The sequence below is a fragment of the Bacillus sp. AFS059628 genome (assembly GCF_002571225.1).
Lineage (GTDB): Bacteria > Bacillota > Bacilli > Bacillales > Bacillaceae_G > Bacillus_A.
The window spans coordinates 1-13,006 of the sequence record NZ_NVEC01000027.1 but is presented as its reverse complement, the minus strand read 5'-3'; the positions used below and the strand labels follow the sequence as shown (position 1 = coordinate 13,006).

The following is a 13,006-nucleotide window of genomic DNA, read 5'->3' as shown; positions in this document are numbered from 1 at the left end:
CTATCTTTCTGAAACATCACTATATTATTTTCCTAAACAAAATTGAGAGAACAACTGGTCAATTAGGCTTTCATGAACGGTATCACCAGTAATTTCACCAAGTATTTCCCACGTTCTTGTTAAATCAATTTGCACCATATCAATTGGAACACCATTTTCTATCGCCTCAATTGCATCTCCAATTGTTTTTCCTGCTTGTGTTAATAATCCAATATGTCTCGCATTAGAAACATATGTTACATCTGCAGAATCAATTGTTCCTTCAAAGAATAAATCAGCTATTGCTTTTTCAAGCTCATCTATCCCTTGTTCTTCGATTAGCGACGTTGTGATAATACGATTTCCCGCTGCCAATTCTGTAACACGTTCCATATCGATTGCTTGCGATAAATCTGTCTTATTTACAATAACAATGAAGTCTTTTCCTTGTACCGCTCTGAATAGATCTTCATCCTCATTGGTTAAAGCTTCGCTATAATTAACGACAACTAACACTAAATCAGCTTGGCCCATCATTTCTTTTGAACGCTCTACACCAATTCGTTCAACAACATCTTCTGTTTCACGAATCCCAGCCGTATCTATAAGTTTAAGTGGTACACCACGCACATTAACGTACTCTTCAATAACATCACGAGTTGTTCCTGCAATATCAGTTACAATTGCCTTTTTCTCTTGAACAAGACTATTTAATAGCGATGATTTCCCAACGTTAGGTCTACCAATAATTGCAGTAGCAATTCCTTCACGTAAAATCTTTCCTTGCTTCGATGTTTCTAATATTTTTGCAATTTCAGCACGAACATGTGTAGCTTTCTCAATTAAAATATTATGCGTCATTTCTTCCACATCATCATATTCCGGGTAATCTATATTTACCTCAACATGAGCTAACGTTTCTAATATGTCTTGACGCAGACGGCCGATTAATTTAGATAATCGTCCTTCCATTTGATTAATTGCTACGTTCATTGCACGATCTGTTTTTGCACGAATTAAATCCATAACAGCTTCTGCTTGTGATAAATCAATACGGCCATTTAAAAAAGCACGTTTTGTAAATTCACCAGGCTCCGCTAATCGTACTCCTTGCGCTAAAATAAGCTGCAATACTTTATTTACCGAAACAAGTCCACCGTGACAGTTAATTTCTACTATATTTTCACGTGTAAAAGTCCTTGGTGCACGCATAATAGATACCATAACTTCTTCAATAACCTGATTTGTATCTAAATCAACGATATGACCATAATGAATTGTGTGAGAAGGAACCTCTGTTAAGTCCTTCCCTTTAAAAATACGATTAACTTTTTCAACCGCATCATCCCCACTTACTCGAACAATGGCAATTGCACCCTCTCCAAGCGCTGTGGAAATCGCGGCAATTGTATCAAATTCCATGTCCTTTCACCTCACTTGCTTATTTATCTCTATTTCAACATGATTATTTTCTTCACTAAATTATTAGAATACCATAACGAACCTATCTACAAAAGAATAATAACTCATTTTATTATGTCCTCATGTAAAAAACACTAAACTTATTCACAGTGGATAAGTTTAGTGTTTTTTAGTTATCCACATCTATTTTCCCCTCAAAAAAACCGGCACTCAATCGAGTAACCGGTCACTTGGAAGATATTACAACATGTCGATGTGGCTCTTTTCCCTCAGAAGTTGTAATGATATTTTGATGATTAGATAATGCTTGGTGGATAATCTTTCGTTCAAAAGATGGCATAGGCTCCAACACAACCCTTTTTTTCGTATTCACTACTTGTTTTGCTAATCGATAAGAAAGTGCTTCTAATGTAGCTTTTCTCTTACTACGATAATTTTCAGCGTCTAGTGTGATACCAATATACTGCTTCGTATTACGATTCGCCACAAGTTTTGTTAAATACTGTAAAGAATTCAAGGTGTTTCCTCTTTTACCAATCAAAACACCTACGTTTTTACCGGAAATTGTAAATTCGACTTCTCGTCCTTTTACAATTTTACTAATCTCAGCTTCCACACCCATATCGTGAATAACATTTTTTAAATATTCTTCACATTCCTGAATGGGGTCTTTCTTCAATACAATTTCTACTACTGCAGGTCGGTTCCCAAATAAACCTAAGAATCCTCTCTTACCCTCATCGATAATATTTATATCTACTCGGTCTTTTGAAGCATTTAATTGCCTTAAAGCATCCTCTACTGCCAGCTCAACTGTTTGACCCTTAGCAGTGATTACATTCACTTGCCTGATCCCCCAGCCTTACTCGCCTTAATTTCTGGTCCTTTGATAAAATACATTTGAGCGATACCAAAGATATTACCAACAACCCAGTAAAGTGATAATGCTGCTGGGAAATTAATTGCAAAGATTAAAATCATGATTGGCATAAGCCAAATCATCATTGCCATTTGTGGGTTTTGGCCAGCAGTTCCTGCCATTGCAAGCTTTTGCTGAATAAATGTCGTAATTGCTGCAACAATCGGTAAGATATAGTACGGATCTGCATGTCCTAAATCAAACCATAAGAAACTGTGCTGCTTAATTTCAGCCGTTCTCATAATCGCATGATAAAAAGCGAATAGAATTGGCATTTGAATGAAGATTGGTAAACATCCTGCTAATGGATTTACACCATTTTTTTGATATAACTGCATCATTTCTTGTTGTAGTTTTTGCTGTGTTGCTTGATCTTTAGAACTATATTTCTCTTTTAACTTCACCATTTCTGGTTGTAACGCTTGCATAGCTTTCGTACTCTTCGTTTGTTTAATCATTAATGGTAATAATGCAAAACGAATAATAAGAGTTGTAACAACAATCGCTAAACCGTAATTACTACCAAATAAGTTGGCAAAATACGTAATTAACTGAGAAAGCGGGTATACGAAGTATTCATTCCAAATTCCAGTGCTTTTTGGTGTAATTGGCTGATTTACTTCACTACAGCCAGCAGTAATCGCCATTAATGCAACAACCATGGCTAGTAAACCTAATTTCTTTTTCAAAGCCTACTCCTCCTTGTATCGGTATGTATATAGTGTAATTCATTTCCTTACGCTACTTTTTTATTCTTTTCATACCAGAGCGTTTAAAGACATGAATTAAGCTTTTCTTTACTTCTTCATATGTCATCTCTGCACAAGGCTTCCTTGCTATTATAACAAAATCTTTTCCAGAATCTATCTCATCTTTTAATTCTGTGATCGACTGGCGAATCATACGCTTAATTCGGTTACGCACTACTGCATTTCCTATTTTCTTGCTGACAGATAGGCCAATACGAAAGTATGGCTGTTCTGCTTTATCTAGTTGATACACAACAAATTGACGATTCGCATTCGATTTTCCTTTTTGAAAAACCGTCTGGAATTCATCATTCTTTTTTATACGATGTTTTTTCTTCATATCAATTGACACTCCTGTAGTTCATCAGCGGAAATTCACTATTATTAGAAAAAAAGACCACTGAACGATCAGTGGTCTACGCAGATAATACTTTTCTTCCTTTACGACGACGAGCTGCTAGCACTTTACGTCCGTTCGCTGTGCTCATACGGCTGCGGAAACCATGTACTTTGCTGCGCTTACGTTTATTTGGTTGGTAAGTTCTTTTCATTATATGACACCTCCCTGAGGAATATCTGTTAAAGACAGTCTTATAAATTATAGTTAATCAACTAGGGAAATGTCAATGGTTCTAGAAATTTTCATCAAATATTCATTTTGAACCTATTCACATACTTTTTCACAGACCCTACATTTCCTTGTGGATAAATGTTTTTTCTTGTTTTTTATATCCACAAACTCTTTTCGTACTTTTACACAGTATATCGTGTTGTGGACAAGTTTATTCCACAAGGTATTGATTTTGTGGATAACTTTCTTAATTTCATTGCTATAGCTACTTTTTTTTGATATTATAGTTGTGTTTTCACTTTGAATAAGTTTTCCACATCTTTATTTTATCCACAATTTGTGTATAACATGTGGACAGTTTTAATCACATGTGGGTAAATCATTATCCACATTTACTTTTTTTGTCGAAAACCCTATCTCATATACAAACGACGTTTTTAGGTTTTAAAATACGTTTCGTATAAATATACATTTTATATTTATTTAGGTTGTACATTTGTTGCGCAGCCTTATTCTTTTACCAACTTAGTAAAGGAGGGACACCTTTGGAAAACATCTCTGATTTATGGAACAGTGCCTTAAAAGAACTAGAAAAAAAGGTCAGTAAACCAAGTTATGAAACGTGGTTGAAATCAACAACCGCACATAATTTAAAGAAAGACGTATTAACAATTACGGCTCCAAATGAATTCGCCCGTGATTGGTTAGAATCTCATTATTCAGAGCTAATTTCGGAAACACTTTATGATTTAACAGGGGCAAAATTAGCCATTCGCTTTATTATTCCCCAAAGTCAAACTGAAGAGGAGATTGATCTTCCTCCTTCTAAACCAAATTCAGCACAAGATGATTCCAATCATTTACCACAGAGTATGCTAAACCCAAAATATACGTTTGATACATTTGTTATTGGCTCTGGTAACCGTTTTGCTCATGCTGCTTCATTGGCCGTAGCCGAAGCACCAGCTAAAGCATATAATCCCCTCTTTATTTATGGGGGAGTTGGACTTGGAAAGACCCATTTAATGCATGCAATTGGTCATTATGTAATTGAACATAACCCAAATGCGAAAGTTGTATATTTATCATCAGAAAAATTCACAAATGAATTCATTAATTCTATTCGTGATAATAAAGCGGTCGATTTCCGTAATAAATACCGTAATGTAGATGTTTTATTGATAGATGATATTCAATTTTTAGCAGGAAAAGAACAAACTCAAGAAGAGTTTTTCCATACATTCAATGCATTACACGAAGAAAGTAAACAAATTGTAATTTCCAGTGATCGGCCACCAAAAGAAATTCCAACTTTAGAAGATCGTCTTCGTTCTCGCTTTGAATGGGGGCTCATTACGGATATTACGCCGCCAGATTTAGAAACACGAATCGCAATTTTACGTAAAAAGGCAAAGGCTGAAGGGCTTGATATACCAAATGAAGTCATGCTTTATATTGCGAATCAAATTGATTCAAACATTCGTGAACTAGAAGGCGCACTCATCCGAGTTGTAGCTTATTCATCTTTAATTAACAAAGATATTAATGCTGATTTAGCAGCTGAGGCACTTAAAGATATTATTCCAAATTCTAAACCAAAAATTATCTCCATTTATGATATTCAAAAAGCTGTCGGAGATGTTTATCAAGTAAAATTGGAAGATTTCAAGGCGAAAAAGCGTACAAAATCTGTTGCCTTTCCTCGCCAAATTGCCATGTATTTATCACGTGAACTGACAGACTCATCCTTACCTAAAATAGGTGAAGAATTCGGTGGACGTGATCATACAACCGTTATCCATGCTCATGAAAAAATTTCTAAATTGCTTAAAACGGATACACAATTACAAAAACAAGTTGAAGAAATTAACGATATTTTAAAGTAGTAGCTGAATAGTGTGAATAACTTCCCTTGGTTTACGCACAGTCTATCCACATGTAGATAGACTGTTTTTACATCCTTTAACGAGGTTATCCACATATCCACAAGCCCTATTACTATTACTACTACTTTTTATCTTTATTAATTAAATAAAATCTTATACTTACCGGAGGTTTTTCTTTATGCGTTTTACAATACAAAAAGACTATCTTGTAAGAAGTGTACAAGATGTAATGAAGGCTGTTTCTTCTCGTACAACAATTCCGATTCTTACAGGAATTAAAGTTGTCGCTACAGAGGAAGGCGTTACATTAACAGGAAGCGATGCTGATATTTCTATTGAATCTTTTATTCCAGTTGAAGAAGATGGAAAAGAAATTGTAGAAGTAACACAATCAGGAAGTATTGTTTTACAAGCAAAGTATTTTAGTGAAATTGTAAAAAAATTACCTAAGGAAACTGTAGAAATTTCTGTAGAAAATCATTTGATGACAAAAATAACTTCTGGAAAATCAGAGTTTAATTTAAATGGTTTAGATTCTGCGGAATATCCATTGTTACCACAAATTGAAGAACATCATGTTTTTAAAGTTCCAACAGATTTACTAAAACATATGATCAGACAAACTGTATTTGCAGTTTCTACTTCTGAAACAAGACCAATCTTGACAGGTGTAAACTGGAAAGTATATAACAGCGAACTAACTTGCATTGCTACAGATAGTCACAGGTTAGCTCTTCGAAAAGCAAAAATCGAAGGTATTGGAGATGAATTCCAGGCGAATGTTGTTATTCCAGGTAAAAGCTTAAATGAATTAAGTAAAATTCTAGATGAGTCTGAAGAAATGGTAGATATCGTTATTACGGAGTATCAAGTATTATTCCGTACAAAACATTTATTATTCTTCTCAAGATTGTTAGAAGGAAATTATCCTGATACAACTCGTTTAATTCCAGCAGAGAGTAAAACAGATATTTTTGTAAATACAAAAGAATTTTTACAAGCAATTGATCGTGCATCTCTTTTAGCGAGAGATGGTCGTAATAATGTTGTAAAATTATCAACTTTAGAACAAGAAATGCTAGAAATTTCCTCGAATTCACCGGAAATCGGAAAAGTAGTAGAAGAAGTTCAATGTGAAAAAGTAGATGGGGAAGAGTTAAAAATATCTTTTAGTGCAAAATATATGATGGATGCACTAAAAGCCTTAGATAGTACTGAAATTAAAATTAGCTTTACTGGAGCAATGCGACCGTTCTTAATTCGTACAGTAAATGATGAGTCCATTATTCAATTAATTTTACCGGTTCGTACTTACTAAGTAAGAAATAAGGGTTGCTAGTTTTCAGATACTAGTAGCCCTTATTTGATTTTTGGGTATTACTTTCCTAATGTTAGTTTATTTAGTACAATGAAAGAATGAACACTTTCAGAAAGTGAGCGATTTTATGAAACGTATTAAAATTTCAACAGAGTATATTACACTAGGGCAATTTTTAAAGTTAGCCGATGTAATTGATACAGGTGGCGCTGTAAAATGGTTTTTACAAGAATATGAAGTGTACGTGAATCAAGAACTTGAAAATAGAAGAGGTCGCAAACTATATGCGAATGATATTATTGAAATTCCAGGAAGCGGAAGTTTCCAAGTTCAGTCATAAAGGGGGAGCCCTTTGTTTATTTCAGAAATACAATTAAAAAACTATCGCAATTATGAAAAGTTAGAGCTTTCCTTTGAAGATAAAGTAAATGTAATTATCGGCGAAAATGCGCAAGGGAAAACGAATTTGATGGAAGCTATTTATGTTTTAGCGATGGCGAAATCTCATAGAACCTCTAATGATCGTGAACTTATCCGTTGGGATGAAGATTTCGGTCAAATTAAAGGGAAATTACAAAAAAGAAATAGTTCTTTGTCTTTGGAATTAAATATCTCGAAAAAAGGTAAAAAGGCAAAATTAAATCAACTTGAACAACAAAAATTGAGTCAATATATTGGCGTGATGAATGTTGTCATGTTTGCCCCAGAAGATTTAAATCTTGTAAAAGGAAGCCCTCAAGTAAGAAGACGCTTTTTAGATATGGAATTAGGCCAAATAGCTCCGGTCTATTTGTATGAATTGAGTCAATATCAAAAGGTGCTCACACAACGAAATCACTTGCTGAAAAAGATGCAAGGGAATAGTAAGAATGAGGAAACGATGTTGGATGTATTTACACTTCAACTTATTGAGCATGGTACAAAAATATTGCAAAAGCGCTTTGAATTTTTGCATTTACTACAAGAATGGGCAGCTCCAATTCATCGTGGTATAAGCCGCGGATTAGAAGAATTAGAAATTGTTTATAAACCAAGTGTAGATGTATCAGAATCAATGGATTTGTCGAAAATAAAAGAAGTATACTATGAAAGTTTTCAATCTGTGAAACAACGTGAAATTTTCCGTGGTACGACTTTAATTGGTCCTCATCGTGATGATTTACAATTCTTCGTTAATAGTAAAAATGTTCAAGTCTTTGGTTCGCAAGGACAACAACGAACGACCGCACTGTCCCTAAAATTAGCTGAAATTGAATTGATTTACTCAGAAGTTAAGGAATATCCAATTCTTCTATTGGATGACGTATTATCAGAATTAGATGATTATCGTCAATCGCATCTGTTAAATACAATTCAAGGAAAAGTGCAAACATTTGTGACAACGACGAGTGTCGACGGAATTGAACACGAAACATTAAAAGAAGCGAAAACAATTCATGTAACGAACGGCACGGTAGATTGTGAAATAGATAGGGCATAATCCCTGTTTAAATGGAAAAGTAGGTGATCTTTGTGTCAATGGAACAAAAGCAAATGCAAGAAAATTCATATGATGAAAGTCAGATACAGGTACTTGAAGGACTAGAAGCAGTTCGAAAACGCCCTGGTATGTATATTGGATCTACAAGTGGAAAAGGACTTCACCATCTTGTATGGGAAATCGTCGATAATAGTATTGATGAAGCACTTGCAGGGTACTGTGATGAAATTAACGTTAGTATCGAAGAAGATAATAGTATTCGTGTAACGGATAACGGACGTGGTATTCCAGTTGGTATACAAGAAAAAATGGGACGTCCTGCTGTAGAAGTTATTATGACCGTTCTTCATGCTGGTGGTAAGTTTGGCGGCGGCGGTTATAAAGTTTCTGGTGGTTTGCATGGTGTTGGGGCATCTGTAGTAAATGCTCTATCAACAGAATTAGAGGTATTTGTACATCGTGAAGGTAAAATCCATTACCAAAAATACGAAAGAGGTATTCCTGTTGCAGATTTAAAGGTCATTGGTGACACAGATCAAACAGGAACGATAACTCGATTTAAACCAGATCCAGAAATTTTTCAGGAAACAACAGTATACGAATTTGATACACTAGCAAGTCGTATGCGTGAATTAGCATTTTTAAATCGTAATATTAAACTGACGATTGAAGATAAACGTGAACATAAGCAAAAGAAAGAATTCCATTATGAAGGTGGAATTAAATCATATGTTGAGCATTTAAACCGCTCAAAACAACCAATCCATGAAGAACCTGTATATGTAGAAGGATCAAAAGATGGTATTCAAGTTGAGGTTTCCTTACAGTATAACGAAGGATATACAAATAATATTTACTCATTTACGAATAACATTCATACGTATGAAGGTGGAACACATGAAGTAGGTTTTAAAACAGCTTTAACTCGTGTTATTAACGATTACGGTCGTAAAAATAGTATTTTGAAAGATGCAGACAGTAACCTAACTGGTGAGGATGTTCGTGAAGGTTTAACTGCAATCGTATCAATTAAACATCCAAATCCACAATTCGAAGGACAAACGAAGACGAAACTTGGGAATAGTGAAGCGAGAACGATTACAGAGTCTGTATTTTCAGAGGCATTTGAAAAGTTCTTACTAGAAAACCCAAACGTTGCACGAAAAATTGTGGAAAAAGGTACGATGGCAGCACGTGCACGTGTTGCAGCGAAAAAAGCACGTGAATTAACACGCCGTAAGAGTGCCTTAGAAGTTTCAAGTTTACCTGGTAAATTAGCGGATTGCTCTTCAAAAGATCCAGCAATTAGCGAAATTTATATTGTAGAGGGTGATTCTGCCGGCGGATCAGCAAAGCAAGGTCGTGACCGTCACTTCCAGGCGATTTTACCACTAAAGGGTAAAATTATTAACGTTGAAAAAGCAAGATTAGATAAAATTTTATCTAACGATGAAGTACGTACAATTATTACTGCAATTGGTACAAACATTGGCGGAGATTTTGATATTGAGAAAGCTCGTTATCATAAAGTTATTATTATGACGGATGCCGATGTGGATGGTGCGCATATTCGTACCCTATTATTAACGTTCTTCTATCGTTATATGCGCCAAATTATTGAGTATGGTTATATCTATATTGCGCAGCCACCATTGTTTAAAGTACAACAAGGTAAAAAAATTCAATATGCTTATAATGAGAAAGAGCTTGAAAAGATTTTAGCTGAATTACCAGCGCAACCTAAACCTGGAATCCAACGTTACAAAGGTCTAGGAGAAATGAATCCAACTCAGCTTTGGGAGACAACAATGGACCCAGAAGTGCGTTCATTACTTCAAGTTTCCCTTCAAGATGCAATTGAAGCAGATGAAACATTTGAAATTTTAATGGGGGATAAAGTAGAGCCACGTCGTAACTTTATCCAAGAAAATGCAAAATACGTGAAAAACCTTGATATTTAAATGAGTAATGACAGGAATCTGAGTATTCCTGTCTTCTACATATAAATCAATGTATGTGTAACGGAAATGTAAGAGGAGGTGCTCGTTGATGTCAGACAATCAACAACAAGCACGAATTCGAGAAATTAATATTAGCCATGAAATGCGTACCTCATTTTTAGATTACGCAATGAGTGTTATCGTATCTCGTGCATTACCAGATGTTCGTGATGGATTAAAACCTGTGCATCGTAGGGTTTTATATGCGATGAATGATTTAGGAATTACGGCCGATAAAGCGTATAAGAAATCAGCACGTATTGTTGGTGAAGTAATTGGTAAGTATCACCCGCACGGTGATTCAGCTGTTTATGAAACGATGGTACGTATGGCCCAAGATTTCAGTCAACGTTATATGCTTGTTGATGGGCATGGTAACTTTGGATCTGTCGATGGAGATTCAGCGGCAGCAATGCGTTATACAGAAGCAAAAATGTCTAAAATATCTATGGAATTAATACGTGATATTTCAAAAAATACAATTGATTATCAAGATAACTATGATGGTTCTGAAAGAGAACCGATTGTATTGCCAGCACGTTTTCCTAACTTACTAGTAAATGGTACGACAGGTATTGCGGTTGGTATGGCAACGAATATTCCGCCACATCAACTTGGCGAAGTAATTGATGGCGTATTGGCATTAAGTCATAATCCTGATATTACTATTGCAGAATTAATGGAGTTCATTCCAGGTCCAGATTTCCCAACGGCAGGTTTAATTTTAGGAAGAAGTGGTATTCGTAGAGCTTATGAAACAGGACGCGGATCTATCATACTTCGTGCTAAAGTTGAAATTGAAGAGAAGTCAAATGGTAAACAATCTATTATCGTAACGGAACTACCTTATCAAGTGAATAAGGCGCGATTAATTGAAAAAATTGCAGAATTAGTTCGCGATAAGAAAATAGAAGGTATTACAGATTTACGCGATGAATCAGATCGAAATGGTATGCGTATTGTTATGGAAGTACGTCGTGATGCCAATGCCAATGTACTATTAAATAATTTATATAAACATACAGCACTTCAAACAAGTTTCGGTATTAACATGCTGTCTCTTGTAAATGGGGAGCCACAAGTACTGAACTTAAAACAAAATTTATATCATTACTTGGAACATCAAAAGGTAGTAATTCGTAGACGTACTGCTTATGAACTAGAAAAAGCAGAAGCGCGTGCTCATATCTTAGAAGGGTTACGAATTGCTTTAGACCACCTTGATGAAGTTATTACATTAATTCGTAGTTCGAAAACAGCGGAAATTGCAAAGCAAGGTTTAATGGAACGTTTCGGCTTAAGTGAAAAACAAGCACAAGCTATTTTAGATATGCGTCTGCAACGCTTAACAGGATTAGAACGCGAAAAAATCGAACAAGAATATCAAGAATTAATGAAGTTAATTGCTGAATTAAAAGCAATCTTAGCGGATGAAGAAAAGGTTCTTGAGATTATTCGTGAAGAATTAACGGAAGTAAAAGAGCGCTTCAATGATAAGAGACGTACAGAAATTACAATTGGTGGTATGGAGTCTATTGAAGATGAAGACTTAATTCCAGAACAAAATATCGCTATTACATTAACTCATAATGGTTATATTAAGAGGTTGCCAGCTTCTACGTACAAAACGCAGAACCGTGGTGGACGTGGTGTACAGGGAATGGGAACAAATGATGATGATTTTGTAGAGCATTTATTAACTACTTCTACGCATGATCATATTTTATTCTTCACTAATAAGGGTAAAGTATACCGTACGAAAGGGTATGAAATCCCAGAGTATAGCCGTACAGCAAAAGGTATACCTATTATTAACCTATTAGGTGTAGATAAGGGCGAATGGATTAATGCCATTATTCCGATTCGTGAATTTGGCGACGATGAATTCTTATTCTTCACAACAAAACAAGGTATCTCTAAGAGAACACCACTTTCATCGTTTGCAAATATACGTACAAATGGTTTAATTGCAATTTCTCTTCGTGAAGAGGATGAAGTAATATCTGTACGTTTAACATCTGGTGATAAGGATATTATTGTAGGAACAAGCAATGGTATGTTAATTCGCTTTAACGAGCAAGATGTGCGTTCTATGGGACGTAATGCGGCTGGTGTAAAAGCAATTACATTAGGTGACGAAGATCAAGTTGTAGGTATGGAAATTGTTGAAGAGGATGTAAATGTTTTAATCGTAACTAAGAATGGTTATGGAAAACGTACACCAATTGATGAATACCGTCTACAAAGCCGTGGTGGTAAGGGTCTGAAGACTTGTAACATTACAGATAAAAACGGTAAATTAGTAGCTGTTAAATCTGTAACAGGTGAAGAAGATATCATGTTAATTACAGCTGCAGGTGTAATTATTCGTATGCCAGTTGATCAAATCTCTCAAATGGGACGTAATACACAAGGTGTTCGTCTAATTCGATTAGAGGATGAGCAAGAGGTAGCGACAGTAGCAAAAGCACAAAAAGATGATGAGGAAGAAACGAGCGAAGAGGTTTCTTCAGAAGAATAAGAGGGGGATATCTCCCCTCTTTATTTTTTTATAATAATACTTGCATAGGAGAGAGAAAGTCTATATAATAGGCAGAGTCAGCAAATGAGAGATACAAGTTATCGAAAAAAACTTGTTGACGAAAATAATATACTATGATATATTATAAAAGTCGCTGAAAC

At 35.2% G+C, this 13,006-nt stretch carries 11 protein-coding genes; 6 read left to right on the top strand and 5 right to left on the bottom strand.

Going from position 1 to position 13,006, the window contains the following annotated elements; all coding sequences use genetic code 11:
• Positions 1–24: 24 nt before the first annotated feature.
• From mnmE to rpmH, 5 genes are all read right to left on the bottom strand, one after another.
• On the bottom strand, positions 25–1,401 hold the full coding sequence (mnmE, locus tag COL05_RS10165; protein ID WP_098668531.1) for a tRNA uridine-5-carboxymethylaminomethyl(34) synthesis GTPase MnmE: 1,377 nt from the start codon (positions 1,399–1,401) through the stop codon (positions 25–27).
• A gap of 226 nt (positions 1,402–1,627) precedes the next feature.
• Complete coding sequence (gene jag, locus COL05_RS10160) at positions 1,628–2,245, bottom strand: RNA-binding cell elongation regulator Jag/EloR (protein ID WP_098668530.1); 618 nt, start codon at positions 2,243–2,245, stop codon at positions 1,628–1,630.
• Positions 2,242–3,009: a YidC family membrane integrase SpoIIIJ gene (gene spoIIIJ / locus COL05_RS10155; RefSeq protein ID WP_098668529.1), complete on the bottom strand. Its 768-nt coding sequence runs from the start codon at positions 3,007–3,009 to the stop codon at positions 2,242–2,244. Before spoIIIJ ends, jag begins: the two co-directional genes overlap by 4 nt.
• 52 nt (positions 3,010–3,061) lie before the next feature.
• A complete protein-coding gene (gene rnpA / locus COL05_RS10150) occupies positions 3,062–3,409 on the bottom strand; it encodes a ribonuclease P protein component (RefSeq protein ID WP_000726626.1) in 348 nt (115 codons plus the stop codon).
• 76 nt (positions 3,410–3,485) lie between these two features.
• A complete protein-coding gene (gene rpmH / locus COL05_RS10145; RefSeq protein WP_000831901.1) occupies positions 3,486–3,620 on the bottom strand; it encodes a 50S ribosomal protein L34 in 135 nt (44 codons plus the stop codon).
• Between the two features lie 565 nt (positions 3,621–4,185).
• Between rpmH and dnaA the strand changes: the two genes are divergently transcribed.
• From dnaA to gyrA, 6 genes are all read left to right on the top strand, one after another.
• Positions 4,186–5,526 carry a chromosomal replication initiator protein DnaA gene (gene dnaA / locus COL05_RS10140; RefSeq protein WP_098668528.1) on the top strand — a complete coding sequence of 447 codons (1,341 nt, stop codon included), beginning with the start codon at positions 4,186–4,188 and terminating at the stop codon, positions 5,524–5,526.
• Positions 5,527–5,704: 178 nt separating this feature from the next.
• The gene (dnaN, locus tag COL05_RS10135) at positions 5,705–6,844 is read left to right on the top strand and encodes a DNA polymerase III subunit beta (protein WP_098668527.1); all 1,140 of its coding nucleotides are present in this window, start codon (positions 5,705–5,707) and stop codon (positions 6,842–6,844) included.
• 127 nt (positions 6,845–6,971) lie between these two features.
• Positions 6,972–7,184, top strand: coding sequence for a S4 domain-containing protein YaaA (yaaA, locus tag COL05_RS10130; protein ID WP_000821367.1), 213 nt, complete (start codon positions 6,972–6,974; stop codon positions 7,182–7,184).
• Positions 7,185–7,196: 12 nt separating this feature from the next.
• Positions 7,197–8,324, top strand: coding sequence for a DNA replication/repair protein RecF (gene recF / locus COL05_RS10125; protein WP_000470750.1), 1,128 nt, complete (start codon positions 7,197–7,199; stop codon positions 8,322–8,324).
• Positions 8,325–8,362: 38 nt separating this feature from the next.
• Positions 8,363–10,285, top strand: a complete 1,923-nt coding sequence (gene gyrB, locus COL05_RS10120) for a DNA topoisomerase (ATP-hydrolyzing) subunit B (protein WP_098668526.1) — start codon at positions 8,363–8,365, stop codon at positions 10,283–10,285.
• Positions 10,286–10,373: 88 nt separating this feature from the next.
• Entirely contained in the window at positions 10,374–12,845 is a 2,472-nt protein-coding gene (gene gyrA / locus COL05_RS10115) for a DNA gyrase subunit A (protein ID WP_098668525.1), read from the top strand.
• The last annotated feature ends 161 nt before the right edge of the window (positions 12,846–13,006 follow it).